The sequence below is a fragment of the Streptomyces sp. NPDC041205 genome, assembly GCF_055591765.1.
Genome location: NZ_JBVIZH010000003.1, coordinates 1,053,199 through 1,077,572, shown reverse-complemented (window position 1 = coordinate 1,077,572; position 24,374 = coordinate 1,053,199). Strand labels below are relative to the sequence as shown.

The following is a 24,374-nucleotide window of genomic DNA, read 5'->3' as shown; positions in this document are numbered from 1 at the left end:
GCGTACGCCCCGCCCGGAGTCGGCATGCTCGCCGTCGGTGTCGTCTGCGAGGTGTTCGCCCCTCGTGGGGCGGGCTTCCCCGGCTTCGAGTTCGCCCTGTGCGCCGACCGGCCAGGGACGCTGGCGACGGACTCGAACGTGCCGCTCACCGTGGAGCACGGCCTGGACCGGTTCGCCTCCGCCGACCTGCTGATCGCCCTGCCGGGCACCGGCTTCCGTACGCCTCCCCCGCCCGCCGTGGTCGACGCGCTGACGGCCGCGCACGCGCGCGGCGCGCTGGTGGCGGCCCACTGTGTGGGCGCGTTCGCGCTGGCCGCCGCAGGGCTCCTGGACGGCCGCCGGGCGACCACGCACTGGCGGTTCGCCGAGCTGCTCGCCGGCCGCCACCCGGACGTAACCGTCGAACCCGACGCCCTCTACATCGACGAAGGCCACATCGTCACGGGCGCGGGCGCGGCCGCGGGTTTCGACATGTGTCTCCACCTGCTGCGGCGGGAGTACGGCGCGGCGACGGCCAACGCCATCGCCCGCGACATGGTGCTGCCGTCCCACCGTGACGGCGGGCAGGCCCAGTACCTGTCCGCGCCCGTCCCCGAGGACTGCGAGGACGAGCGGCTCGCCGAGGTCCTTGCCTGGGCCCGCGAGCACCTGCACGAGCCGCTTCCCGTGGCGGAGTTGGCCCGGCGCGCCATGATGAGCAAGCGCTCCTTCGCCCGCCGCTTCACCGCCGCGACCGGCACCACCCCGCACGCCTGGCTCCGCAACCTCCGGCTCAGCGGCGCCGAGGAACTCCTGGAGACCACCGACCTCCCGGTCGAGGAGATCGCCCACCGGGTGGGCTACGGCAGCGCGGCCGTGCTCCGCGAACAGTTCGTACGCCGCCGGGGGGTACCGCCGAGGTCGTACCGGCGCTCGTTCACCAACGCCCTTTAGTTCCCGCGGCGCCTGCCGCACGCCCCCGACCTACGATGCGCCCATGACGATCACGTACGAGTGGCGCGGTGGCTTCGACAACGCGGACGTCAACGCGCTCCACGCCGAGGCGTTCGAGCACGCCGTGTTGCCCATCGACTGGCTGGCGCAGGTGCGGCGGCACAGCCTCGGGTGGGTTTGTGCCCGTGCGGGCGGGAGGCTGGTGGGGTTCGTCAACGTCGCCTGGGACGGGGGTGTGCACGCCTTCGTGCTCGACACGATGGTGGCCGGGGACGTGCGCAGGTCCGGGGTGGGGAGCGAACTCGTGGCGGTCGCGGCGCGCGAGGCGCGGGCGGCGCACTGCGAGTGGCTGCACGTCGATTTCGACGAGCACCTGCGGGGCTTCTACTTCGACGCGTGCGGCTTCAAGCCGACGGACGCGGGGCTCATCGCGCTGCGTTGAGCCACTTGCCCGCGTGCCGCAGGTTCTTCGTGCCGACCGGCCGGGCCTTGGCGCGGCCGGTCGGTTGGGGTGCCCCCCGCTCGCCGTGCAGGGGGGGCAGCACGCCGCTCCCGCCCGGTACAGGACCGGGCGGGAGCGGTCGGCGATCCGTCAGTTCTTCCCCCACTGGTTCGGGACCAGCTCGCAGGGTGCGGCCTTGCCCCGGATGCCGTAGAAGCTCGTGAAGCCCTTGTCGTTGCCGGGGTAGAAGCCACTGCCGCGCTCCATCACCATGGTGTCGCCCCGGTGGAAGACCAGCTTCCACACCTTGCCCTTCGGGCCGGGCCTGCCCGGGCGCTTCTGGGCATCCTCGGGCAGCTTCTCCCCCGCCTGTGCGCCCGCGCTGTCGCCGCTGCCGTCCTGCTCGGCGGAGTTGAGCAGGCTGATGACGGTGTCGCTGATCATCTCGCCACGCGGCATGCGGCAGGCCTTGCCCTTGGGCGCATCGTCCACCGACACCCTGACTCCGGCCGCGCGCAGCTTGCCGGCCAGCGCCTCCTGCTCGTCGATGTCGAGCGTCAGGTCATGGAGGGTGACACGCACCGCTCCGCCGGAGAGCCGCTCCACGGCATACGCCGACGATCCCCCTTCGTCGCCCGGCAGGACGATCGCCGTCGCGGTCGCCGCCGCGCAGGCCACCAGGACCGCACCGGCCCGCACCGGCGTCACCATCCGTCGGCGCACCGGCGCGACCGCAGGCCGCGAGCCCTCCCCGGCTCCCTGGAGTCGTACTTCGCGCTGCAGTTCTTCCAGCAGGCGGTCCTCGAATGTCTCGGTGCTCATGACTCTCCCCCCGCGTAGGCGATTTTGGCGGTATGTGTCTCGGCCTGCCGCGCGTGCTCGGCGTGCTGGGTGCGTTCGTCCTGCTGCGTGCGCTGGACCGGCTTGCGCTGCGTGCGCTCGACCGGCTTGGGGTGCTCGGTCTGCTGGAACTCCGGCTCCTCCCGCGCGAATTCGGCGGCGCCGCGCAGTTTCCTGCGCGCGCGGTGCAGCCGTACGCGGGCGGCGACCTGGGTGGTCCCCAGGGCCGCCGCGGCCTCGCTCACCGTCAGCTGGTCGACGGCGACGAGTTCGAGCACGGCCCGCTCGCTCTCGGGCAGATCCGCGAGCAGTTCGAGGGCCCGCCGCCCGCCCCGCTCGGCGTCGAGCTTCTCCTCGAGCCGCGCGATGTCGTCATCGTCGAGCAGCCGCCGCCCCGCGATCCGCGCTCCCAGCCCGGCCTGCCGCGAACTGCGCCGGTATTCGGCACGGACGACATTGCGGCCTATCCCGAACAGCCAGGCCGCCTCGCTCCCGAGCCCGGGACGGTACCCGTCGGCGGAGTCGACCACCGCGAGGAAGACATCGGCGGTCAGATCCGCGACGGTGTGCGGATCGCTCACCCGCCGCGCCACGAACCGCGTCACGGCGTCCACGTGCCGCCGGTAGAACTCCTCGAACACCCGAGGATCCCGCAGCCCACCCCCGACCGGCCCGCCTCTGCTTCTGCTCTCGGTCCCCATCACTCTCCTCGTCGCCCTGATCGATCCTCACCGATGCTGCGTCGTACGACTGTTCTTGGCCGGAGGGGGCACGGGCGTTACATCCGGCGTGAGGTCAGTCGGTGTAGGTGAAGCCGATGGACGCGGTCATCGCGTTGCCGCGGGCGGTGGCGATCTTGACGGGGCCCGCATCCGGGTACGCGGGCGCGGTGAACGTGACCTGACCGTCGTCGACGACGCGTACGTTCGTCGCCGCGACCCCGCGGAAGCCACCCGCGGTCGGGGTGCCCACCAGGATCTGGGTGGTGCCGGTGAGCCCGCCGCCGGTGAGGGTGACGGTGAAGCCGCCGTCGACGGAGCCGGTGTCGGGGCTGACGGCGGTGAGGGCGGTCGGGATCGGGCTGAGCGGGGCGCCCGCCTCGACGAACTTCACGGCGACGTAGTGGTCGCTGTTCATGGTGACGCTGAGGGACGCCGCGCGGGTGGGCTGCACCTTGCCGTCGACGATCCACCGGTCGATCTTGTGGCCGGAGTCCGGCGTCGCGGTGATCGTGACCTGGTCCCCGGCGGCGAACAGACCGGTCGAGGCGGCGGTGACGGTGCCGCCCGTACCGTCCTGCGGCACCGCGGTGAGGGCGTGGCGCTTGGGGGCGGTGCTGTCGGCGGGCGTGCGGTAGTTGGCGAGCACCGGCCCGGTGAGGTTCATGACGCGGGTGGAGTCGGCGGGTTCCGGCGAACCGAGGGCCACGCCGCGCGGCTTTCCGTCATGGTCCTGGCGGGGGTTGGAGAACCACATCTTGTTCTCGCACGTGGCCTGGCTGGCGCAGCTCATGTTGTAGCCCATGATGTCGACCCAGGTGCGGTCCTCGGGCAGGAAACCGTGGTTGTCCGGGTAGTACGGGTTGTAGTTGCCTGCCCGGTAGTTGTCGGCCGTGGGCTCGATGGGGTCGGTGACGTAGTCGTGGTTGAGGCCGAAGTTGTGGCCGATCTCGTGGGCGAGGTGGTGGGTGCCGAAGGTGTCGGCCTGCTGCGCCCCGAAGCCGGTGCCGTCCGTGCTGTACCGGCTGTTGTCGCCGGGGATGAGACGGGGCAGGAAGGGCGTCATACCGGTTCCGGCCGTGTACGTGCCCGGGCCGGGGGTGAACTTGGACAGGACGTGCACGAGGTCGGCGCCCTTCGCGTCCCGGGTGGCGCGCACACTGGTGGCCCAGTCGTCGGAGTACCGCGGGTCGTCCGGATCGGCGAGCGCGCCCGTCATGCCGTCCAGGTCGGCCGCGCTCCCGGACCACTCCGGCGTCTCGAAGGTGCCGAGCAGGTTCAGACGGGCCTTGACCTGGCTGTCGGCGTACGCCTGGTTGGTGCCCTCGACGGCGGCCTTGGCCTGGAGTTCGAGGGTGGCCGCGCCGCCCTCGGTGTCCTGGACGGTGCCGGGCGTGTAGCCGATCAGGACGTCGATGACCGGATCCGTCGGCTCGGCCCGTCTGCTCGGTGGCGCCGCCGGGCGCGCTGTCCGCTCCAGGCGCAGCCCGTCGCGTACGAGCGGTGTCTGGCGCGCGGTGTCGAACGACCGGATGCGGGACACGCCGGGCCGCACGGCTTCCAGTACGTAGCGCACCTGCCCCGCGGTGATCTCACCGGCGACCCGCGGCCTGCCTCCCGCGCAGGCACCGTCGACGGCGAGAGCTACCGGCCGGTCGGGGTGCCCGGCGAGATGCCCGCTCCACAACAGGGTGCCCTCCCGGTCCCGTGACACCTTCTTGGCGTGGGCGGTGACGCTCTCGCCGTCGAACAGCGGGAGGGCCCGCCGGTCGGGGGCCGCGACGGTGCCGCGTCGGCACAGGGCGCTGAAGGTGTCCTCGGCCCAGGTGACCTCGCCTGAGCGGAGCTGGCCGGGGAGACCGGGCGTCGGCGCCGCGGCGGGGCTCGGGGCCGCGGCGGGGCTCGGGGCCACGGCGGGGCTCGGGGCCACGGCGGGGCTCGGGGCGGCGGTCAAGGTGGCGGTGAGAGCGGCGACGGCGCCGATGACGATGAACCTGGCGGAGACCAAGGGAAGACTCCTTCGCGCACACATGCGATCGACTCGGACACGAGTACGGTCCCCCGTAGCGGGTGGGGGCGCGGGAGGAGCGGGGCCGAATGGCGGCCTGAGCAGGGTGAATGAGCGGGGTGAAGGGAGCGCGGACCGCCGTTGTCGAAAGCTGGGTGAGTCTTGGTGTCACCGGCTTGGCGCCAGGGCCGGTGCGGGCGAGGGCCTCCTTGGCACGGGCCCCGCCGACGTGGGCCCTAAGGCCTGTCAGACCATCAGCTCCGTCGAGTCGATCCTGCACACGACGGCGCGGCGCCCCCTCGGCGTCAGGCGTTCGGGGCGACGCGCAGGCCCGCACGACGCCCCCCCGGCTGTACGCGGCGGGCGACCTGGCCCTGCGTACCGCGCAACTAGATGATCGGAGCGTTCGTCTTCGGGGACCTGGCGGGCGCGGACGCGTCCCGGTCCCAGGAGTCCGACGGCGAGTTGCCCGGTGAGCGGCTGTCCACCGCGCACGAGCTGTTCTACCGGCCGCTGCGGAACCCCGACGGGCCGCCGCAGGACGGCCTGGTGACCCGGCATCATGTCTACGAGGACAGCCTGGCCGTCGCCCAGGCATTCGAGCCGGAGAACCGGTGAAGCACCACGGAGCGGCCGACGGGTTTCACAGGTCCGCGGTCGGCCGCGGACCGGGCGGCTGCCCGCGGTAGGTCAGGCGACGTCCCAGGCCGCTTCGATCATCTGGAAGATCTCGTCCACGGCGGCCCGCGGGTCGGCCGCCTCGCGGGCCAGTGCGTAGGCGTCGATCACGAACCTCGCGATCGCCCGGCAGGCCGTCGCGCTCTGCGGCAGGCCGGGATCGGCGACGAGGGCCGCCGCCAGCGACTCCGCGTGGCGCAGCCTCATCGACTCCTCGTACTCCCGCAGGGCCCGGGACTCGTCGATCATGCGGTAGATCGGCGCGGAGCCGTCCGCCGTGCAGTGCCGGACCATGGCCTGGATCTCGCGGCGCAGGGCGGGGATGAGCGGTTCCTGCGGCGTCCGGTCGGTGACCGCCCGCGTGAGGCGCTGCTCGAAGTCGTCGTCCCGCTCGAACACCAGGGCCTCTTTCGAGGCGAAGTGGGAGAAGAGCGTGGTGACGGCCACGTCGGCCTCGGCGGCGACATCGCGGATGCCCACCGCGTCGTACCCGCGCTCCAGAAAGAGCCGCAGGGCGGCGTCGGCGATCTTCTGGCGGGTCGCGGCCTTCTTGCGCTCACGGCGTCCGGTCGGCACGGTCATGCCCTGACGCTACCAGGTGCAAAGCAGTAGCTGTCCCAAAACACTAACCGTTAGTGTTACGTTCGAGGGCATGAAGAGAGTGAGCTTCGCCGAGTTCGGCGGTCCGGACGTTCTCCAGTTCGTGGACGCCGAGGAGCCCCACGCGGGCCCCGGCCAGATACGCGTCGCCGTGCGGGCGGCGGGTGTGAACCCCGTCGACTGGCGGATCAGGGAAGGGCAGTTCCAGCAGGTCCGTCCGGTCGAGTTGCCTGCCGGAGTCGGGCAGGACGGCGCCGGGGTGGTGGACGAGGTCGGTGCGGGCGTGGCGGGGGTCGAGGTCGGTGACCGCGTGTTCGGGCGCGGCTCGGACGCCTACGCCGAGTTCGCCGTGCTGTCGGCCTGGGCCCGGATGCCCGAGGGGCTGACGTTCGAGGAGGCGGCCGGATATCCCTCCGTGGTGGAGACCGCGCTGCGCATCATCGGCCAGGCCGGCGTGCGGCCCGGGGAGACGCTGCTGGTCAGCGGCGCCTCCGGGGGAGTCGGGTCGGCGGTCCTGCAGATCGCCCGCGACCGCGGCATCACCGTGATCGGTACGGCGGGCGCCGCGAACCAGGAGTATCTGCGGGGCCTCGGCGCCCTCGCGACGACGTACGGCGAGGGCTGGGTCGAGCGGGTGCGGCGGCTCGGCCGCGTCGACGCCGCGCTCGACCTGGCCGGTTCGGGGGTGATCCGCGAACTCGTCGAACTGACCGGGGACCCGGGGAAGGTGGTCTCCATCGCCGACCTGGGTGCGCCGGACCACGGCGCCCGGTTCTCCGGCGTGACCGGGGACGTGCCGAAGGCCCTCGCCGAGGCCGTCGACCTCATCGAGCGGGGCAAGCTCCGCATCCCGGTCGAGAAGGCGTACGCGCTCGCCGATGCCGCGGCGGCGCACATCGACAGCCAGGCCGGTCACACACGCGGGCGCCGGGTCCTGGTCGTCTGAGCCGTTTCCTGCCCGGGCGCACGGCCGGGCCCGTCATCTTCCGTCCAGCGGTCCCGCCGGGTCCCACCCGGCGGGACCGCGACACACGAGGAGCCCCATGCGTACCCCTGTCACCATCATCGGCGCCGGACTCGGCGGCCTCTTACTGGCCCGCGTCCTGCACCTCAACGACATCCCCGTCACGGTCTACGAGGCGGAGTCCTCCCCGGCGGCACGCGCGCAGGGCGGGATGCTCGACATCCACGCAGACAGCGGACAACTCGCCCTCAAGGCGGCCGACTTGACGGACGAGTTCCGCGGCCTCGTCCTGGAGGGCCGCCAAGCGATACGGCTCCTGGACCGCAGCGGGACCGTCCTGTTCGACAAGGCCGACGACGGCACGGGCACGAGCCCCGAGGTGCAGCGCGGCGAGCTGCGCCGACTCCTGCTCGACGCGCTCCCCGACGGCACCGTCCGCTGGGGCCACAAGGTCACGGGCGTCCGCGCGCTCGCCGAGGGCCGCCACGAGGTGACCTTCGCGGGCGGCACCAGCGCCGTCACGAGCCTGCTGGTGGGCGCGGACGGCGCATGGTCACGAGTCCGGCCGCTGCTCTCCGACGCCGTACCCGCATACGTCGGACGGACCTTCGTGGAGACCTTCCTGCACGACGCCGACACCCGGCACCCGGCCACCGCGAAGGCGGTCGGCGGCGGGACGCTCGTCGCGCTCGACCCGTACGAGCACGGGAAGTGGCTCGTGGCCCACCGGGAGAAGGACGGGACGCTGCACGCCCACATCTCCCTGACCAAGCCTCGGGACTGGTTCGCCACCGTCGATTTCACCGATGCCGCCGCAGCCACCGCACTAATCGCGGCGGAGTACGAGGGCTGGGCGCCGGAACTCACCGCCCTGGTCACCGGCGGCCGGACCGGGCCGGTCCCGCGCCCCCTGCACGCCCTGCCCGTCGGGCACCGCTGGGACCGGGTGCCGGGAGTGACCCTGCTCGGCGACGCCGCCCATCTCTCACCCCCCGACGGCGCGGGCGCCAACCTGGCCATGCGGGACGGCGCCGAACTCGGCATGGCCCTCGCCGCTCGTCCCGACGACATCGAGGCCGCCCTTTCGGCGTACGAGCAGGCGCTGTTCCCGCGCAGTGCGGCGGCCGCCGCCGTGGCCCCCCGCGACCCCGCACCCCGGGAGATCATCGACTTCTTCGCGCCCCCTGCAGCGTCGGCACCACCATCGGCGTCTCCGTGACCGGGTCCGCGACGATGACGCTCGGCAGGTCGAAGACGTCCTTGACCAGAGCGGCGTCGACGATCGTGCCGGGGTCGCCCTCGGCGACCACGCGGCCGTTCTTCATGGCGATCAGGTGGTCGGCGAACCGGCACGCCTGATTGATGTCGTGCAGGACGGCGATCACCGTGCGGCCTTCGTCGCGCAGCTCGGCGAGGAGGCCGAGGAGTTGGTACTGGTGCGTGATGTCGAGGAACGACGTCGGCTCGTCCAGGAGCAGGTAGGGCGTCTCCTGGGCGAGGACCATCGCCATCCAGACCCGCTGGCGCTGGCCGCCGGACAGCTCCCGCACCGGCCGGTCGGCCAGGTCCTCGACACCGGCGGCTGCCATCGCCTCGACCACGGCCTCCTCGTCACGCGCCGACCACAGCGCGAGCAGCGACTGGTGCGGGAAGCGGCCGCGGCCGACGAGTTGGCGGACCTTGATGTCGTCGGGGGCGAGGGGATCCTGCGGCAGGAAGCCGAGTTGCTTGACCAGTGCCTTGGTCGCGTAGCCGCCGACCTCGCGGCCGTCGAGGCGCACCTCCCCCGTGCCGGGGCGAAGCAGGCGGACGAGTGCGCGCAGCAGCGTGGACTTTCCGCAGGCGTTGGGGCCGACGATGGCGGTGAAGGCGCCGTCGGGGACGTCGAGGTTCAGATGGGTGGACACCACCCGGTCTCCGTAGCGCAGGGTGATGTCCCGCGCGGTCAGGCGTGCGGTCACGCGCGCGCCACCTCCTTGGTGAGCAGCCAGATCAGATAGCAGCCGCCGATCGCGGTGCTGACCACTCCGACCGGCAGGGCGACAGGGGCGAGGAGCATTTGCGCGATCAGGTCGGCGCCTTGGAGCAGGACCGCCCCGGTGAGCGCGGCGGGCAGCAGCGGCACCCCGGCCGCGCCCGCGAGCCTGCGGCCGATCTGTGGTGCGGCGAGCGCGATGAACGCGATCGGTCCGGCGACCGCGGTCACCGTGGCCGTGCAGCCGACGCCGACGAGGACCATGAGGAGGCGCAGCCGGTCGAGGCTGACGCCGGTGGTCACCGCGACGGCGTCGCCGAGCGCCGCCTGGTGCATGGCGTGCGCGCGGGCGGCCATGAGGGCGAGGAGCACCCCGATCACCGTGAACGGAATGCCGAGGTCGCCCCAGCCGACGCCGCTGAGCGAGCCCGCGCTCCAGCCGACCGCGGCGATGGCGACCTCCAAGTCGGCGCGCAGCACGATCCACGAGTTCAGCGCGGTCACCATCGCGTTGACGGCGACGCCGATCACGACCAGGCGCAGCCCGGAGAACCCCCGGTCGTACGCAAGGACGTAGATCACAGCCGCGACGACGAGCCCGCCGAGCGCGGAGCCGACGGCCAGTTGCGCGGACGTGCCCGAGAGGACGGTCAGGGCGACCAGGGCGCCGGTGTAGGCACCGGCGTCGAGGCCGATGACGTCCGGGCTGCCCATCGGGTTGCGGGTGAGGTTCTGGAAGAGGGCGCCGGAGACGCCGAGGGCGGCGCCGAAGACCAGGGCGGCCAGGACGCGGGGCAGCCGCCAGTCCTGGATCACGACGACGGAGGGTTCCGTCCCGTTCAGGGCGGCGAACACCTCGCCGGGGCTCTTCCAGGACGCGCCGTAGCAGAGTCCGAGGAGCCCGAGGCCGAGGATCAGGGCGGTGAGGACCGCGACGAGGGTCACCGTGCGGCGTTCGGGCCGCAGTCCGAGCGCGGTCAGGGGGCTCCGGCGCCGCGCGGCAGCGGCGACGGTCTTGCGTGCGGTCACAGCGCCCCCGCCCCGTGGCGGCGGACGGCCCAGATCAGCATGGGGCCGCCGAGGAACGCGGTCACGACGGCGACCGGCACCTCGCCCGTGGGCAGCAGCACCCGTGATCCCATGTCGGCGACGAGCAGCAGGATCGGGCCGACGACCATCGTGTAGAGGATGAGCCACGGCACCGAGCCCCCGGCGGGTCTGCGGACCAGGTGCGGCACGATGAGGCCGACGAACAGGATCGGTCCGGCCACCGCCGTCGCCGCGCCGCTGAGCACGGTGATCAGGGCCAGTGCGGCGATCCGCACGCGGCCCACGTTCGCGCCCAGCGTGTTGGCCACGCTCTCGCCGAGAGCGAGGACGTTCAGTGCCCGGCTCAGGAGCAGCGCGCCGACCAGGCACACCCCGATCGCGGTCAACGGCCAGGCGAGCGGGGCCTGTTCGCGGGCGGCGAGGGAGCCGACCGACCAGAAGCGGTACGCGTCGAAGACGTCCGGGAGCATCAGCCGCAGGCCCATGGCGACGCCGCTCAGGACCGCGGTCAGGGCCACGCCGGTGAGCACCAGGCGCAGCGGCGAGCGCCGCCCGACCGCGGCGACGAGCAGTGCCGCGAGCACGGAGCCGACGATGGCGAAGCCCAGTTCGCCCGCCTGTCCCCCGGTCAGGCCGAGCGCCGAGCCGAGGGTGATGGCGAACCCGGCGCCCGCGGTGACCCCGAGGATGCCGGGCTCGGCCAGCGGGTTGCGGGCCAGCGTCTGGATGAGGGCACCCGCCACGGCGAGTGCGGCGCCCACCGCGACGGCGAGGAGCGCGCGCGGCGCCCGGACGTCCCGCACGACCACGTGGTCGTCGGTGCCCCGGAAGTCCAAGAGCGCGCGGACGACTTCGGCGGGCGGCACCGAGCGGGCGCCGATGCCGATGCTGACGACAGCGACGACCGTCAGGAGCACGAGTCCGCCGACGAGCAGGGCGATCCGCGGGGTGACCCGCCCCGGCGCCGTCGTCCCGGACGCGCGGTCCCGATGCGCCGTGGCCCCGGACCCGCGGTCCCCTTGCCCCGCAGCCCCGGACCCGCGGCCCCCTTGCCCCGCAGCCCCGGACCCGCGGTCCCCTTGCCCCGCAGCCCCGGACGCGCGGCCCGCGACGGTCACCGCTTCAGGAGCGGAGCGAACGACTTGTCGATCGCGTCCAGGGTCTTCATGGCCGACCCGTAGGTCGCGGCCTCGGTGTAGCGCAGGGGGAAGGTCTTCCCGGCCTTGACGGCGGGCAGGTTCTTCCACAGCTTGGAGTCCATGACGTACCGCACCGCCTTGGGGACGCTGCCGTCGGCCTGGACCGAGTACGTGATGGCGTCGGCGTCGCGGAGCGAGGCGGGCAGTTCCTCGATGGACGGGGTCTCGCTGACCGCGTGCGAGCCGGGGCCGGGCTTCTTGACCTTGCCGTAGTACTTCGCGCCCAGGTCCTCAGCGATGTTCGTGCCCCACGAGTTGCCGAACTCGCGCTGGAAGGTGCCCTTGGCGACCTCACCGTACGCCCCGACGTGGCCCAGCTTGAGCTGGGGCAGCACGCCCTTGTACTTCTTGGCGAGCTTCGCGGCCGTGGCCTCGTACCGCTCCTGCACCGCGTCGAACTTCTCCAGCGAGCCCGCGGCGTCGGACTGCTTGCGCGTCAGCTTGCGCCACGCGGACGGCACGGTCGGGCCGATCGCCACCACGGGGGCGATGGACTCCAGGCGCTTGACGTCGATGTCGCCGAGGACCGGGGCGGGGACACCGATGACGATGAGGTCGGGTTCGGCCTCGGCGATGGCCTCGTAGTTGGTCTCCTTCGCCAGTTCCCCTGCCACCTTGGGGAGTTTCTTGTACGTGGCGAGGTCCTTCTCGCTCATCAGCGGCTCGCCGCGCTTCCACGACGAGATCCCGACCAGCGACGCGTCGGCCTCGATCATGGCGGGCACGGCGTAGCCCGTCGCCACCACGCGCTTGGGGTGGGCCGGGATGGTGATCTTGCCGTTGTCCGCGGCGAACACCCGGGTCTTGCCCTTGCCTGCGGCGTCCGAGTCGTTCTTGGACGAGCCGCACCCGGTGACGACCAGGGCCAGCGCCACGGCGCCGACCAGGGCCGACGATCTACGGATGGACATGTGTTGCTCCTTGCTCGTGCGGGAGGGTGTGCCGCGTGCGGCGGCGTCGCCCCGCCCCCCGTTCGGCCGTTCGGTCAGTGGCTGTGGACGTGCCCGTGCTCGTGGCCGTGGTCATGGCCGTCCTCGTCGTCGAAGTCGGCGACGCCGCGCTTCCAGTAGCCGGTGATGTCGTGGTCGGCCTTCGCCAGCCGCAGGTCGTCACGGACCCAGCGGCGCAGCGGCTTGATCTGTCCCGCCTCGCCCGCGACCCACACGTAGAGCCGCTCGCCCTCGGGCACGGTCACCGCGGTCACGGCGCGCGCGAGGGCGTCGCCGGTGCCCGGCGGGCGGTCGCCGCGGTGCAGCCAGCGCACCTCGACGCCCTCGGGCGCGGACAGCTCGATCTCCTGGGTGGCGTCGGCGACTTCGACGAACGCCCAGCCCTCGGCGCTCCCGGGGAGTTCCTCCAGCCAGCGCGCGATGGCGGGCAGCGCCGTGATGTCGCCCGCGAACAGATAGCGGTCGTAGGCGTGCGGGACGATCAGTCCGCCGGGCGGCCCGGCGACATGGACGACGGCGCCCGGCTCGACGGCGTGGGCCCAGTCCGAGGCGAGGCCGCCGTCGTGCGGGACGATGTCGATGTCGATCTCGCCGGTGACGGGGTCGTAGCGGCGCACGGTGTACTCGCGTGAGGTGGGCGCCGGTCGCGGCCAGCGCAGCATGGTCCCGTTCGGCTCGGGCAGCCGCAGCGTGCCGTCGGGCTCCGGGAACAGCAACTTCACGTGCTCGTCCGGCGCGTGGGCCTCGAACCCCTCGGTGCCGGGCCCGCCGAGGGTCACCCGCAGCAGGCCCGCGCCGACCATGGCGGTCCGGACGACCTCGGTCTCCCGGACGCGGATCGGGTAGCCCACCTTCTCGGCGTGCTCGCCCGCGCGCACTTCGGCGATCCGCTCCAGGTGCCGGTGCCGGTGGTCTATCAGGCTCATGCGGCACCGCCCGTCAGCGGTGCCGTCCGGCGCCCCGGCCCGGGCCGCTCGGCGCGTGCGCGGTCCTGCCGGGATTTCGGTCGCCCTGCTGACCAGGGCGACCGAGCCCGCCCTGCCTCCGCGTTCCAAGTCGGCATGAGATCCCCTCCCCTGACGGAAACAGAGGCAAGGCTAACCTAACTTAGATCTTGATCTGGAGACCGGGCCCTCTCCCCCCGGTCTCACCTGCGGCCGGAGACCCCGTCGACGACGAAACTGGTGACCGACTCGGCCGGGACGGTGACCGTGGCGCGCTGGTCCGTGACCCGGACGGGGTCGCGGCGTTCCAGTGCGCCGTCGGCACTGGTCACAACCGGCGTCACGGTCGCGTCCGGGCTGACGGCGGCGAACTTCGACAGATCCACCGTCACCGTGCGCTCCGCTCCGGCGGAGTTGACGTGGACGATCGTGGCGCCCTTGCCGTCGGCGTCGAGCGCCGCCGCGCTGGAGGCGTCGTCCACGGTGATCAGACGGTCGCCCGGACGGATGTGGTGGGTGAAGTTCCGGGCCGTGTCGAACTTGGTGTTGGTCCTGATGGGGCAGGTCTTCAGGGTGTCCTCGGCGGTGCAGTCGAAGGGGAGCTGAATGCTGCCCCAGTTGCCGCCCTTGGGACTCTCACCGCCCGGCTTCATGTTGTCGTAGTCCTCGACGGGCTGCCAGAACACCCAGGCTGTGGGCTCCAGTTCACGCAGGTCGTCGACCATGTGCTGGGCCAGCCCGAGACCGGACCTCATGTCCTCGAAGTCCTGCCCGTCCGGGTCCCACTCCCCCTCGACCTCGCTCATCCACAGCGGCTTGCCCGCCGCCTTGGCCAGGTCCCGCACCGTGGTGCGGCCCGCGGTGCCGTACGTGTGGACGTTGAGCTGGTCGACCAGGCGCCGCACCTCCTCCGGGTAGGAGTTCCAGTTCTCGGCGAACTTGGTCGGGTTGGTCTCGTCCATCGCCGAGATCTTCGTGCGGCTCTTGGACTTCCGCAGGGCCGGAGCCAGCGAGCGGATGACCTGCTGCTGGAGGCCGGGGCCCATGTGCGCGCCCTCCTGACGGCCGCCGACGGGCTGTCCGTCGGGGCCGAGCCTGGTGCTCCAGTAGTCGGTGTTGGGCTCGTTGAAGGGATCGAGCGTCTTCACCTTGATGCCGTGCGCCTTCTCCAGGCGCCGGGTCGCGCCGACGAGGTACGCGGTGAAGTCATCGACGGAGTCCGCCTTGAGCTGGTCCTCGTTGGCGTCGAAGCCCCCGGAGACGTAGCCGCTCTTCGTCATGAACCACGGGGGCGAATTGCTGAACGTCTCCCAATGGTCGATCTTCGACTTGATCCGGTCGACCCACCAACGCTGGGGCTTGTCCGCGTCGCCCTTCCAGTGGGCGGGGTTCGCGGAATCCCACCACTCGGTGTCCTCGCGGGTGGTGCCCTCGGGGGCCCGCCACCAGCCCTCGACCGCGCCACCGGCCCGGAGGTAGTCCTTGACGTCGGGGGCGTTGCCGCCGCCGATGTTGTAGCGGGCGATGTTGAGGTTGAGCCCGTCGGCGCCGAACAGCAGCTCGGCGAGTTCGTTGCGGATCTCGTCGGGGTAGCCCCCGGTGGCGTTGGCGAACCAGACCAGGCTGGTGCCCCAGCCCTCGAACTTCTGCTGCGCGTGCACGGGGTCGGGCCGGACGGTGACGGAGTCGGCGGCCGTGCGCTCGGCCGCGGGTGACGGTGGGGCGGCGGCGAGTGCGGTGACCGCGGCCAGGGCGGTGACGCCGAGGACGGTCGGCAGCGGCCGTTTGCGGGTGCCGTGTGCCATCGTGATCCTTTCTGGAGTTGTCACTTCGGGTGGGGCGCCGTGCTGTCAGGGGGCGGGCTCGCGCAGGACCGCGACTCCGCGTGGCGGCAGGGTGAGGTGGCTCCGCGGGACGTCTCCGGGGGCGCCGGTGAGTACGTCCCCGGTCAGGCCGGTCAGGGTCACCGCCTCATCGGTGCGGTTGACCAGGAACAGGTAGCGGTGGTCCCCGGCCCGGCGGACCGTGAGCTCGACCCGGCCGCGCGCGGCGGCGGGAAGCTCGCTGTGGACGTCGGCCGCCTCCAGCAGACGGGGCAGGAGCCCGGCCAGCCCCTCCGCCCCCAGGCGGCTGCCGACATAGGCGGCCGCGCCGCTCCCGGCGGGGCGGCGGGTGACCGCCGGGCGCCCGCTGTGCTCGCCCGAGCCGTAGCGGGCGAGCACCTCCACGGCGGGGTCGGTGACGTCGACCCGGTCGGCCCACAGCGTGCCCGTGAAACCGCCGTCCAACGACACGGCGTCGCCGTCGAGGAGCGGCCCGAACTCCTCCACGCGGATGCCGAGCAGATCCCGCAGCGCGCCCGGGTAACCGCCCAGCCACACATGGTCGTTCTCGTCGACGACACCGGAGAAGTACGTGGTGACCAGGTGGCCGCCGCCCTCCGCGTACCGGGTGAGCCGATCGGCCAGCTCGCCGGGCACCACGTGCAGGACGGGCGCGACGAGCAGCCGGTACGGGGCGAGGTCGGTGTCCGTCGTGATCACGTCGGCGCGGATCCCGAGGGCGAGCAGCGCGGAGTACCAGTCGAGCGCCTCCTGGCGGTAGTCGAGGCGGGACGTGGGGTGGGAGTCCTGTTCGCTGGCCCACCACGACTCCCAGTCGAAGAGGATCGCGACGGCGGCCGGTTCGCGCTCGGAACCGGCGACCGGCGCCAACTCGTCCAGTGTGCGGCCGAGTTCGGTCACAGAACGGAAGACCGCGCTGTCCGCGCCGGCGTGCGGGACCATCGCCGAGTGGTACTTCTCCGCGCCCGCCGCCGACTGGCGCCACTGGAAGAAGCAGATGCCGTCGGCGCCGTGGGCGACGTGCAGCAGCGAGTCCCGGGCGAGGTCGCCGGTGCGTTTCGCGACGTTGACGGGCTGCCAGTTGACGGCGCTCGTGGAGTGCTCCATCACGTACCAGGGCCGACCACCGGCGATGCCGCTGATGAGGTTCGCGGAGAACGACAGCTCGTCGCGGTCCTGGGGGCCGGGGTGGACGTAGTGGTCGTTGGAGACGAAGTCGACCTCGCGGGCCCAGTCGGCGTAGTTCATGCCCTTGGTGCCGCCCATCACCATGAAGTTGCTGGTGACGGGCGTTTCGGGGGTGAGGCGGCGCAGGATGTCCCGCTCGGCGCGCAGATACTCCTTGAGGGCGTCCGACGAGAAGCGCTTGAAGTCCAGCTGCTGGGTGGGGTTGGGGTGGGAGGCGGCGAGGCGGGGCGGCAGGATCTGGTCCCAGTCGCTGTAGCACTGGGACCAGAAGGCCGTGCCCCAGGCGTGGTTGAGCCGGTCGAGGCCCTCGTACCGGTCGCGCAGCCAGCGGCGGAAGGCCCGGGCCGCGTCGTCGGAGTAGTCGTAGATGTTGTGGCAGCCCAACTCGTTGTTGACGTGCCAGGCCGCCAGGGCCGGATGGCCCGCGTACTGCTTCGCCATGGCGGAGACCAGCCGGAGCGCGTACTCACGGAACACCGGCGACGTCGGCCGCCAGTGCTGCCGCGCCCCGGGCCAGACCGTCGCCCCCTCGGCCGTGACCGGCAGGATCTCCGGGTGCGCCGTGGTCAGCCAGGGCGGCGGTGACGCGGTGGCGGTGGCGAGGTCGACGGCGATGCCGTGGGCGTGCAGGAGGTCCATCAGTTCGTCGAGCCACGCGAAGTCCCAGACCCCGTCGTCGGGTTGGACGCGCGCCCAGGAGAAGATCCCCAGGGAGATGATGTTGACCCCCGCCCGGCGCATCAGGCGGACGTCCTCCTGCCACACCTCCCGGGGCCACTGCTCGGGGTTGTAGTCGGCGCCGTAGGCGAGCCGGGCGCGGCTGCCGCCGTCCGGTGCGGGCAGCAGGCGGGGCAAGGTGGTGCGACGGGTCATCGTCACTCTCGTCTTTCGAGCGTCGTGCGAGCGTCTGTGGAGGAGTGGGCGCGTGTGGGGTCGCGGGCGGGCGTGCGGCGGGCGTGCGCACGGCGGGCGGATCACTCGTGGACGGTGAACCCCTGCTGCTTGCCGTATTCGGCCGACTTCCGCTGCCAGGACCTCAGCCCGTCGGCCAGCGGGGTGTCCGACACGTACGCCTTGCCCGCGGTGTCGTTGAAGACGGAGTTCGAGTAGACCTGGAACGGCAGGTACGTCCAGTCGTCCGGGACGCGCGCCGCCGACTCGGCGAAGACCTGGTTGGCCTTCTGCCCGCCGAAGTAGGGGAACTTCGTCTGCTGGAACTCGTCCGACGTCAGATCGGTGTTGGTCGCGGGGAAGGCGCCGTTCTTGATCCGGGTCTGGACACCGGCTCCGTGATTCGCGTACTCGATGAAGGCGTACGCGAGTTCCTTGTTCTTGCCGGCCGAGGGCAGGGCCAGGGAGCTGCCGCCGTTCTCCGCGCTGGCCTTGCCGCCCTTGGTCCACTGCGGCAGCGGGGCCACGCGCCAGTCGCCCGCGCCGGACTTCACGCCGGAGGCGAGGTTGGCGGGCATCCAGGCGCCGATGGCCAGGGTCGCGATGGTGCCCTTGGCCATGCCCTGGTACCACTCGTCGCTCCAGGACGTGATGGGCGCGAGGAGCTTGTCGTCGATCAGCTTCTGCCACGTGCCCGTGTAGGCGGCGGCTCCCTTGTCCTTGAAGCTGATGCCGACGTCGGTCTTGTCCTTCACGTCGAAGGGCCGTGAACCCGCCTGCCACAGCAGGCTCGTGGTCAGGCCCGCGTCACCGGTGTCGTTGGTGATGTACACCTTCGGATCGGCCTTGTGCAGGGCGCGGGCGGCGTCGACGTACTCGTCCCAGGTGGTGGGCACGGCGATGTTGTGCTTGTCGAAGAGCTTCTTGTTGTAGAAAAGCGCCATCGGCCCGGAGTCCATCGGCAGGGCGTAGGTCTTGTCGCCGCCCTGGCTGACGGCGCTCCAGGGACCGCGGGAGTAGCTGCTGGCGAGCTTGTCCGCGCCGAAGCCGGACAGGTCGGTGATCGATTCCTTCAGGGCGAACTGGCCTAGGGCGTAGTACTCGATCTGCGCGACGTCGGGGACGCCCTTGCCCGCGGACATGGCGTTCTGCAGTGCGGTGTACTGCTTGTCGTTCGTGCCCGCGTTGACGAGGTCGACCTCGACGCCCGGGTGCTTCTCCTCGAAGTCCTCGGCGACCTTCTTCAGGGTGGGTTCCCAGGCCCACACGGTGATCTTTCCGCCCTTCTTCAGGGCCGCGTCGATGTCCTTTCCGGATACGTTCTTCGGGCTCGCGCCGTCGTCGGAGGAGCCGCAGGCGGCCGCTCCCAGGGTCAGTGCGCAGACGACGGCGAGACCGCGCAGGGCACGGCGGGTGTGCAACGGCATGGACGTGTTCCCCTTGGCTGGACGTGCGGATCGGTGTGCGGTGAGCGGGAGGTAGCGGGGGCCGGTTCGGGCGCGGGCGCGGAGAGCTACTCCTTGACGCTTCCGGCGGCGAGGCCCGACTGCCAGAACTTCTGGAGCAGCAGGAAGGCGGCGACGAGCGGCACGATGGTGAGGAGCGACCCGGTGATCACCAGGTGGAAGACGGGCTCGCCGCCCGCCGTGGAGGCCTGGGCGTTCCAGCTGTTGAGGCCCAGGGTCAGCGGATACCAGTCGGGATCCTTGATCATGATGAGCGGCAGGAAGTAGTTGTTCCAGGTCTGCACCATCGTGAACAGCAGGACGGTCACCATCCCGGGCGCGAGCAGCGGCAGACACACCTGGACGAAGGTGCGCAGTTCCCCGGCGCCGTCGACGCGCGCGGCCTCGAGCAGTTCGGCGGGGATCGCCTCGGTGGCGAAGACCCACATCAGATAGAGGCCGAAGGGCGAGATGAGGGAGGGGATGATGACGGCCCAGGGGGTGTTGGTCAGGCCCATCTCTCCGAACATCAGGAAGGTGGGCACCGCGAGGGCGGTGCCGGGCACGGCGACCGCCCCGATGACGACGGCGAAGACGACGCGCTTGCCGGGGAAGTCGAACTTGGCGAGGGCGTAGCCGCCGAGGACGGCGAGGACGGTGGCGCCGCCGGCACCGAGGACGACGTACAGGAGGGTGTTCAGGAGCCAGCGGGTGAAGACGCCGTCGTTGTAGGTGAACGTCTCCCTGATGTTGTCCCAGAGGGCGAAGTCACCGCCGAACCACAGGCCGAACGAATCGGCCAGGCTCTCCTGGGACTTGGTGGCGCTGATGACGAGCCACAGCAGCGGCACGAGGGTGTAGAGGACGACCAGTCCGGTGAGCAGGGTCAGCGGGACGCTGCGGCGGGGTCGGGCGAGGCTGTGGCGGCGGCGCCGGGCGGGGCGCAGGCGCGGTGGCGGGGTGTGCCTCGCGCGTGTGGCGCGGGTGGTCCTCGCCGCGGTCCTGGTGGGGGTGGCCATGGGTCACGCTCCCTTGCGCATGCCGCGGAGCTGGACGACGTAGGCGATGACCATGGTGATGAGACCCATGATGATCGCGACGGTCGCGGAGTAGTTCTGCTGCTGTCCGTTGAACGACAGGGAGTACGTGTAGAGGTTGGGGGTGTACGAGGTGGTGATGGCGTTGGGCGCGAGGTCCTGGAGGATGCTCGGCTCGTTGAAGAGCTGGAAGCTGCCGATGATCGAGAAGATGGTGGCGATGACCAGCGCGCCGCGGATGGCGGGGAGTTTGATGGCGGTGATGACGCGCAGTTGGGACGCGCCGTCGATCTCCGCGGCCTCGTACAGGGAGTGCGGGATCACGCGCAGCGCGGAGTAGAAGATCAGCATGTTGTAGCCGACGAACTCCCAGGTGACGATGTTGCCGATGGACGCGAGCACGAGGTCAGGGGAGAGCGGGTCGGGCAGGTCGGCGCCGAAGGCGTCGTTCACGTCGCCGACGAGTCCGAACCGGGTGCCGTACATGAAGCCCCACATGAGGGTGGCGACCACGGCGGGCACGGCGTACGGCAGGAAGATCGATATGCGGAAGAAGCTCTTGCCGTACAGCCGGCCGCTGTCCAGGGCGAGCGCCACGAGCAGCGCGATCCCGAGCATGATCGGCACCTGGACGGCGAGGAACAGCGCCACCCGGCCGAGCCCCTCCCAGAACTCGGGGTCGTCCAGGGCTCGTTGGTAGTTGTCCAGGCCCACGAAGGTGGTGCCGCCGATCAGCCGGTCCTGGAACAGGCTGAGGTAGATCGAGTAGGCGATGGGGGCCAGGAAGACCAGGGCGAAGACCAGGGCGAACGGGGCGACGAACCCCCAGCCCGTCCAGGACCGCCGCCGTCGCGGCGGTGGTGGGCCCGCGCGCCCGACAGCCGCGGATTGCAGTGTTGCCATGACAAGTCCCCTCGTGCTCGCCTCGCGCCCTAAGGGGCGCGCCTTGCGATGTTTACGTAAACATCGATGGCCGGAAAGGGCCGCTGGTCGTGTTATGTTTACGTAAACATTGAGTGGGAGATGTCTACACTGCGCCGCAGCGGAGGGTCAAGAGGCTGCGTGAGAACTCGACTTGAGTGCAGGGAAGGGTGCAAGTGACAACCAGCGGAACACCTGCGGGCGGGCGCCGGACGCCGGGCCGTCGGGGCGGGGCGCCCCGCCGCAAGCAGGGCGCGTCCATGATCGACGTCGCCCGTCTGGCCGGTGTCTCAGGCCAGACCGTCTCCCGGGTCTCGAACGGCTTCCCCGGCGTCACCGAGGAGACCCGCGCGCGGGTCCTGGAGGCGATGACGGAACTGGGCTACCGCCCCAACAGCGCCGCGCGGGCCATGCGCCGCGGCGAGTTCCGCACCATCGGCGTCGTCACCTTCACGCTGTCGACCACGGGCAACGTCCACACGCTGGACGCCATCGCGCGCTCCGCGGCCCAGGAGGGGTACGCGGTCACGCTGCTTCCGGTCGCCGTGCCGACGCAGGACGAGGTGCGCGGCGCGTTCTCCCGCCTCGGCGAACTCGCCGTGGACGCGATCATCGCCATCATGGAGGTGCACCTCCTGGACGCGTCGTCCCTGGTCCCGCCGCCCAACGTGCGGGTCGTCGTGGCCGATTCGCACGCCGGCGACCGCTACAGCGTGGTGGACACCGACCAGGCGGGCGGCGCCAGGACCGCCGTGGACCACCTGCTCGGCCTCGGCCACCGGACGGTGTGGCACGTGGCCGGACCCGAGGAGTCGTTCGCCGCCCAGGGCCGGGAAGGCGCCTGGCGCGCCACGCTGGAGGCGGCGGGCCGCGAGGTGCCGACCGCCCCGCGCGGCGACTGGACCGCCGAATCGGGCTACCGCGCCGGGCTCCTGCTCGCCGAACAGCCCGACTGCACCGCCGTGTTCGCCGCCAACGACCAGATGGCCCTCGGCGTGATGCGCGCCCTGCACGAGAAGGGCCGCTCCATCCCCGGCGACGTCAGCGTCATCGGCTTCGACGACATCCCCGACGCGTCCTCCTTCTTCCCGCCCCTGACCACCATCCACCAGGACTTCGACCAGGTCGGCCAACTGCTCGTGGAGAGCGCCCTGCGGCAGATCCGCACCGGGTCCGGCGAGCAGGGGACGACGCTGGTGCCGACACATCTCGTGGTGCGGGAGAGCACGGGGGCGCCGCGCGCGGGGCGCCGCTGACGGGGGCGGTACGCAGATCCGCTGCTCGCGCATGGAAGGCACGCGCGCGTAGCCGTGGGGGACACTACGCGCGCGTGCCGGTCGAGGGTGCGGCCACCTCCAGTGCCCTCACAGCTTGTTGACGCCGCCATGACGGTCGGGCCGCGGCATGCACGCCAGGGCGTCGGCTCTGCCCGTCAGGGTGGCGCGGGCGGGGCCGGGGCGGGATGGACTTTCGCGTACGGCCCCATGGACTCTCGTACGTCCGCGAAAAAGTGTTGTCTCCAGGCGCCGAGCCGCTCTCCTATACGTCGGACCGACCGGCGTACACCACAGAGCGGAGCAGACATGCACCTGGATCACCACGGCGAGCAGGACCGGACCCTCACCCCGGAGGCCGGGGCCGCCGACAGCGAGCGGCGCGGTCGTCACGGGCGGAGCACGCGCGGGCGCAGGGTTCGCATCCTGGCCGGAGGTGTCGTGGCGGCCGCCGCTGTCGCCTCGGTGGGGACGCTCGCGCTGGCCAACCCCTCCGGCGATGAGGACCAGGGCAAGGACGCGGCGACCGCCGCCGCCCCGCGCGCCAAGACCCCGCCGAAGCGCCCGGCGCCGAGCAAGTCCGTGAAGTACGCGAAGCAGCTGCTGGTCCTCGTCAACAAGGAGCGGGCGCGGGCGGGTTGCAGGCCCCTGCGCCTGGACCGCCGGGTGCAGGCCGCCGCGATGGCGCACGCCAAGGACATGGCGGCGCGCAACTACTACGACCACACCAGCCCGGAGGGCGTGAGCGCCGGAGACCGGATGCGCAAGGCGGGCTACCCGGCCGGGGCCTGGGGCGAGAACATACACAAGGGCCCGAAGGGCCCCAAGACCGCGATGCGTGACTGGATGCGGAGTTCCGGACACCGCAAGAACATCCTCAACTGCGCGTACAAGGACTTCGGCGCCGGTGTCAGCCTGAAGGCCAACGGCCCTTGGTGGGTGCAGAACTTCGGCACCAAGCGCTGATCCCGCAGCCCGCCGCACCGCCCCGGGGTCAGCCCTTCAGCGGGCAACTGGTCAGCAGGGTGACCGCGTCCGCCCCTGCGGGACGCGGGACGGTGCGGCCGGGCGGTGGGCGACGGCCGGAGCGGAGCCAGTCCTCGACGGCTGCGAACGCCGAGCGATGGCAGGGCACGAGCGGGCGGAGCCGGTCGGGGAAGGTGTCGAAGAGCGAGTCGGTGTGGGTGGCGCCCTCGACGCGGTACGAGCGGAACAGGTCGCCGCGTCCCGCGTCCCGGACCAGCCGGGCGTAGACGTCCGCGTCACGGCCGATGGGCAGCAGAACGTCGAGCGTGCCCTGCACCGTGATCAGCGGTTTCCCGATCTTCCCGGTCAGCTCGATCCGCTCCACCGCGCGGTGGACCCGCGCCGGACGGCGCGCGTAGTCGTAGTCCGCGTCGCAGCCGGGCGTGCCGGGTGCGCAGTACGGGGTGCCCGCCTCGGTCGGCCCGTCGAAGCCGGGGTCGAACTCCTCGCGGTACACGCGCTGGGTCAGGTCCCAGTAGCTGCGGTGGTGGTAGGGCCACAGGAACTCCGAGCCCGCGGGGAAGCCCGCCGCGAGGAGATTTCGGTGGGCGCGGGCGGCTCCGGCGCCGCCCGCCGCGTAGGCGGGGTACGCGCGCAGTGCGGTCGGCAGGGAGGTGAGCAGGTTCGGCCCGTCGGCGCGCCACAGGGTGCCCTCCCAGTCCACGCCGCCGTCGTACAGCTCGGGGTGGTTCTCCAACTGCCAGCGCACGAGGTAGCCGCCGTTGGAGATGCCCGTGGCCAGGGTGCGGGTAGGAGGCCGACCGTAGCGCTGGGCGGTCACCGCGCGGGCGGCCCTGGTGAGCTGGGTGACGCGCCGGTTCCATTCGGCGACGGCGTCACCCGGCCGTCGGCCGTCGCGGTGGAACCGGGGTCCGGTGTTGCCCTTGTCCGTGGCGGCGTAGGCGTAGCCGCGGGCCAGCACCCAGTCGCCGATGGCCCGGTCGTTGGCGTACTGCGCCCGGTTGCCGGGGGTGCCCGCGATCACCAGGCCGCCGTTCCAGCGGTCGGGCAGCCGGATGACGAACTGGGCGTCGTGGTCCCAGCCGTGGTGGGTGTTGGTCCGGGAGGTGTCGGGGAAGTGGCCATCGATCTGGATGCCCGGGACGCCGGTGGGCGTGGGCAGGTCCTTCGGGGTGAGGCCGGCCCAGTCGGCCGGGACGGTGTGGCCCGAGCCGACGGTCCCGGCGGTGGTCAACTCACCCAGGCAGGAGATGAGTTGACGCTCGGCGCCGGGGACGTGCGGCTGGTGGGGGCGGGCGCAGGTCGCGGATTCCGGAGTGTGCGTGGCGGCGCCGCTCGGGTCGGCGGTGAGGACGAGGAGGAGGGCCGCCCCGGTGGCGGCGGCGCGCGCCAGGCGGAGGGGGCGTGATCCGCGCGGCGCGGGTGGGGTACGGGCGGTGAGGCGTGCGGGGCGCATGCGGCTGCCTTCGGGTACGGGAAGGGGGC

20 protein-coding genes and 3 pseudogenes are annotated in these 24,374 nt (G+C 72.0%); 8 read left to right on the top strand and 15 right to left on the bottom strand.

Annotation, left to right across the window (positions count from 1 at the left end):
* The first annotated feature begins 24 nt into the window (after positions 1 to 24).
* Together ACZ6BG_RS18640 and ACZ6BG_RS18635 are read left to right on the top strand one after the other, a co-directional pair.
* Positions 25 to 933: a GlxA family transcriptional regulator gene (locus tag ACZ6BG_RS18640; protein WP_469003003.1), complete on the top strand. Its 909-nt coding sequence runs from the start codon at positions 25 to 27 to the stop codon at positions 931 to 933.
* Between the two features lie 43 nt (positions 934 to 976).
* Positions 977 to 1,375 (top strand): GNAT family N-acetyltransferase, encoded by a 399-nt coding sequence (locus tag ACZ6BG_RS18635; protein ID WP_469002418.1) that lies wholly within the window; start codon positions 977 to 979, stop codon positions 1,373 to 1,375.
* 150 nt (positions 1,376 to 1,525) lie between these two features.
* Here ACZ6BG_RS18635 and ACZ6BG_RS18630 read toward each other — a convergent pair whose 3' ends face one another.
* The 3 genes from ACZ6BG_RS18630 to ACZ6BG_RS18620 form a co-directional block, all read right to left on the bottom strand.
* Positions 1,526 to 2,197: a hypothetical protein gene (locus tag ACZ6BG_RS18630; RefSeq protein WP_469002416.1), complete on the bottom strand. Its 672-nt coding sequence runs from the start codon at positions 2,195 to 2,197 to the stop codon at positions 1,526 to 1,528.
* Positions 2,194 to 2,916, bottom strand: a complete 723-nt coding sequence (locus ACZ6BG_RS18625) for an RNA polymerase sigma factor (RefSeq protein ID WP_469002413.1) — start codon at positions 2,914 to 2,916, stop codon at positions 2,194 to 2,196. Before ACZ6BG_RS18625 ends, ACZ6BG_RS18630 begins: the two co-directional genes overlap by 4 nt.
* Before the next feature lie 94 nt (positions 2,917 to 3,010).
* Positions 3,011 to 4,942 carry a reprolysin-like metallopeptidase gene (locus ACZ6BG_RS18620; protein ID WP_469002411.1) on the bottom strand — a complete coding sequence of 644 codons (1,932 nt, stop codon included), beginning with the start codon at positions 4,940 to 4,942 and terminating at the stop codon, positions 3,011 to 3,013.
* 290 nt (positions 4,943 to 5,232) lie between these two features.
* Between ACZ6BG_RS18620 and ACZ6BG_RS18615 the strand changes: the two are divergent.
* A pseudogene (locus ACZ6BG_RS18615) lies at positions 5,233 to 5,482 on the top strand (hypothetical protein); the annotation flags it as partial.
* Positions 5,480 to 5,560 (top strand): annotated as a pseudogene (locus ACZ6BG_RS18610) (nuclear transport factor 2 family protein); the annotation flags it as partial. The pseudogenes ACZ6BG_RS18615 and ACZ6BG_RS18610, both read left to right, overlap by 3 nt.
* Before the next feature lie 72 nt (positions 5,561 to 5,632).
* On the opposite strand, the gene ACZ6BG_RS18605 reads toward ACZ6BG_RS18610, so the two are convergent.
* Complete coding sequence (locus ACZ6BG_RS18605; protein ID WP_469002409.1) at positions 5,633 to 6,202, bottom strand: TetR/AcrR family transcriptional regulator; 570 nt, start codon at positions 6,200 to 6,202, stop codon at positions 5,633 to 5,635.
* Between the two features lie 70 nt (positions 6,203 to 6,272).
* Here ACZ6BG_RS18605 and ACZ6BG_RS18600 point away from each other — a divergent pair, with 70 nt between their 5' ends.
* Together ACZ6BG_RS18600 and ACZ6BG_RS18595 are read left to right on the top strand one after the other, a co-directional pair.
* Positions 6,273 to 7,166: an NADP-dependent oxidoreductase gene (locus ACZ6BG_RS18600; protein WP_469002407.1), complete on the top strand. Its 894-nt coding sequence runs from the start codon at positions 6,273 to 6,275 to the stop codon at positions 7,164 to 7,166.
* 97 nt (positions 7,167 to 7,263) lie between these two features.
* On the top strand, positions 7,264 to 8,403 hold the full coding sequence (locus ACZ6BG_RS18595) for an FAD-dependent oxidoreductase (RefSeq protein WP_469002405.1): 1,140 nt from the start codon (positions 7,264 to 7,266) through the stop codon (positions 8,401 to 8,403).
* Here ACZ6BG_RS18595 and ACZ6BG_RS18590 read toward each other — a convergent pair.
* The 10 genes and pseudogenes from ACZ6BG_RS18590 to ACZ6BG_RS18545 form a co-directional block, all read right to left on the bottom strand.
* Positions 8,348 to 9,145, bottom strand: coding sequence for an ABC transporter ATP-binding protein (locus tag ACZ6BG_RS18590; protein ID WP_469002403.1), 798 nt, complete (start codon positions 9,143 to 9,145; stop codon positions 8,348 to 8,350). The two genes, ACZ6BG_RS18595 and ACZ6BG_RS18590, sit on opposite strands and share 56 nt — an antisense overlap.
* Complete coding sequence (locus tag ACZ6BG_RS18585) at positions 9,142 to 10,140, bottom strand: FecCD family ABC transporter permease (RefSeq protein ID WP_469003001.1); 999 nt, start codon at positions 10,138 to 10,140, stop codon at positions 9,142 to 9,144. The genes ACZ6BG_RS18590 and ACZ6BG_RS18585 overlap by 4 nt, the downstream gene beginning before the upstream one ends.
* 44 nt (positions 10,141 to 10,184) lie before the next feature.
* Positions 10,185 to 11,126, bottom strand: a complete 942-nt coding sequence (locus ACZ6BG_RS18580) for a FecCD family ABC transporter permease (protein ID WP_469002400.1) — start codon at positions 11,124 to 11,126, stop codon at positions 10,185 to 10,187.
* Positions 11,127 to 11,323: 197 nt separating this feature from the next.
* Positions 11,324 to 12,319, bottom strand: coding sequence for an ABC transporter substrate-binding protein (locus tag ACZ6BG_RS18575; RefSeq protein ID WP_469002395.1), 996 nt, complete (start codon positions 12,317 to 12,319; stop codon positions 11,324 to 11,326).
* 74 nt (positions 12,320 to 12,393) lie between these two features.
* A complete protein-coding gene (locus tag ACZ6BG_RS18570; protein ID WP_469002393.1) occupies positions 12,394 to 13,284 on the bottom strand; it encodes a siderophore-interacting protein in 891 nt (296 codons plus the stop codon).
* A 230-nt stretch (positions 13,285 to 13,514) separates the two neighbouring features.
* A pseudogene (locus ACZ6BG_RS18565) lies at positions 13,515 to 15,107 on the bottom strand (glycoside hydrolase); the annotation flags it as partial.
* A 45-nt stretch (positions 15,108 to 15,152) separates the two neighbouring features.
* Positions 15,153 to 17,207: a beta-galactosidase gene (locus tag ACZ6BG_RS18560; RefSeq protein WP_469002391.1), complete on the bottom strand. Its 2,055-nt coding sequence runs from the start codon at positions 17,205 to 17,207 to the stop codon at positions 15,153 to 15,155.
* Positions 17,208 to 17,308: 101 nt separating this feature from the next.
* Entirely contained in the window at positions 17,309 to 18,652 is a 1,344-nt protein-coding gene (locus ACZ6BG_RS18555; RefSeq protein WP_469002389.1) for an ABC transporter substrate-binding protein, read from the bottom strand.
* Between the two features lie 86 nt (positions 18,653 to 18,738).
* Positions 18,739 to 19,689 carry a carbohydrate ABC transporter permease gene (locus ACZ6BG_RS18550; protein ID WP_469002387.1) on the bottom strand — a complete coding sequence of 317 codons (951 nt, stop codon included), beginning with the start codon at positions 19,687 to 19,689 and terminating at the stop codon, positions 18,739 to 18,741.
* A gap of 3 nt (positions 19,690 to 19,692) precedes the next feature.
* The gene (locus ACZ6BG_RS18545) at positions 19,693 to 20,610 is read right to left on the bottom strand and encodes a carbohydrate ABC transporter permease (RefSeq protein WP_469002385.1); all 918 of its coding nucleotides are present in this window, start codon (positions 20,608 to 20,610) and stop codon (positions 19,693 to 19,695) included.
* A 278-nt stretch (positions 20,611 to 20,888) separates the two neighbouring features.
* Here ACZ6BG_RS18545 and ACZ6BG_RS18540 point away from each other — a divergent pair, with 278 nt between their 5' ends.
* Entirely contained in the window at positions 20,889 to 21,884 is a 996-nt protein-coding gene (locus tag ACZ6BG_RS18540) for a LacI family DNA-binding transcriptional regulator (RefSeq protein WP_469002383.1), read from the top strand.
* 327 nt (positions 21,885 to 22,211) lie between these two features.
* Positions 22,212 to 22,868, top strand: coding sequence for a CAP domain-containing protein (locus ACZ6BG_RS18535; protein ID WP_469002381.1), 657 nt, complete (start codon positions 22,212 to 22,214; stop codon positions 22,866 to 22,868).
* A 28-nt stretch (positions 22,869 to 22,896) separates the two neighbouring features.
* Here ACZ6BG_RS18535 and ACZ6BG_RS18530 read toward each other — a convergent pair whose 3' ends face one another.
* Entirely contained in the window at positions 22,897 to 24,345 is a 1,449-nt protein-coding gene (locus ACZ6BG_RS18530; RefSeq protein WP_469002379.1) for a 3-hydroxybutyrate oligomer hydrolase family protein, read from the bottom strand.
* Between the last annotated feature and the right edge of the window lie 29 nt (positions 24,346 to 24,374).

What these genes read in the sequence shown, in the direction of transcription:
- ACZ6BG_RS18575 (WP_469002395.1), bottom strand. Translation starts at nt 12,319, where the DNA reads ATGTCCATCCGTAGATCGTCGGCCCTGGTCGGCGCCGTGGCGCTGGCC.
- ACZ6BG_RS18550 (WP_469002387.1), bottom strand. Translation starts at nt 19,689, where the DNA reads ATGGCCACCCCCACCAGGACCGCGGCGAGGACCACCCGCGCCACACGC.
- ACZ6BG_RS18635 (WP_469002418.1), top strand. Translation starts at nt 977, where the DNA reads ATGACGATCACGTACGAGTGGCGCGGTGGCTTCGACAACGCGGACGTC.
- ACZ6BG_RS18555 (WP_469002389.1), bottom strand. Translation starts at nt 18,652, where the DNA reads ATGCCGTTGCACACCCGCCGTGCCCTGCGCGGTCTCGCCGTCGTCTGC.
- ACZ6BG_RS18630 (WP_469002416.1), bottom strand. Translation starts at nt 2,197, where the DNA reads ATGAGCACCGAGACATTCGAGGACCGCCTGCTGGAAGAACTGCAGCGC.
- ACZ6BG_RS18530 (WP_469002379.1), bottom strand. Translation starts at nt 24,345, where the DNA reads ATGCGCCCCGCACGCCTCACCGCCCGTACCCCACCCGCGCCGCGCGGA.
- ACZ6BG_RS18600 (WP_469002407.1), top strand. Translation starts at nt 6,273, where the DNA reads ATGAAGAGAGTGAGCTTCGCCGAGTTCGGCGGTCCGGACGTTCTCCAG.
- ACZ6BG_RS18625 (WP_469002413.1), bottom strand. Translation starts at nt 2,916, where the DNA reads ATGGGGACCGAGAGCAGAAGCAGAGGCGGGCCGGTCGGGGGTGGGCTG.
- ACZ6BG_RS18545 (WP_469002385.1), bottom strand. Translation starts at nt 20,610, where the DNA reads ATGGCAACACTGCAATCCGCGGCTGTCGGGCGCGCGGGCCCACCACCG.
- ACZ6BG_RS18570 (WP_469002393.1), bottom strand. Translation starts at nt 13,284, where the DNA reads ATGAGCCTGATAGACCACCGGCACCGGCACCTGGAGCGGATCGCCGAA.
- ACZ6BG_RS18595 (WP_469002405.1), top strand. Translation starts at nt 7,264, where the DNA reads ATGCGTACCCCTGTCACCATCATCGGCGCCGGACTCGGCGGCCTCTTA.
- ACZ6BG_RS18640 (WP_469003003.1), top strand. Translation starts at nt 25, where the DNA reads ATGCTCGCCGTCGGTGTCGTCTGCGAGGTGTTCGCCCCTCGTGGGGCG.
- ACZ6BG_RS18540 (WP_469002383.1), top strand. Translation starts at nt 20,889, where the DNA reads ATGATCGACGTCGCCCGTCTGGCCGGTGTCTCAGGCCAGACCGTCTCC.
- ACZ6BG_RS18605 (WP_469002409.1), bottom strand. Translation starts at nt 6,202, where the DNA reads ATGACCGTGCCGACCGGACGCCGTGAGCGCAAGAAGGCCGCGACCCGC.
- ACZ6BG_RS18560 (WP_469002391.1), bottom strand. Translation starts at nt 17,207, where the DNA reads ATGACCCGTCGCACCACCTTGCCCCGCCTGCTGCCCGCACCGGACGGC.
- ACZ6BG_RS18535 (WP_469002381.1), top strand. Translation starts at nt 22,212, where the DNA reads ATGCACCTGGATCACCACGGCGAGCAGGACCGGACCCTCACCCCGGAG.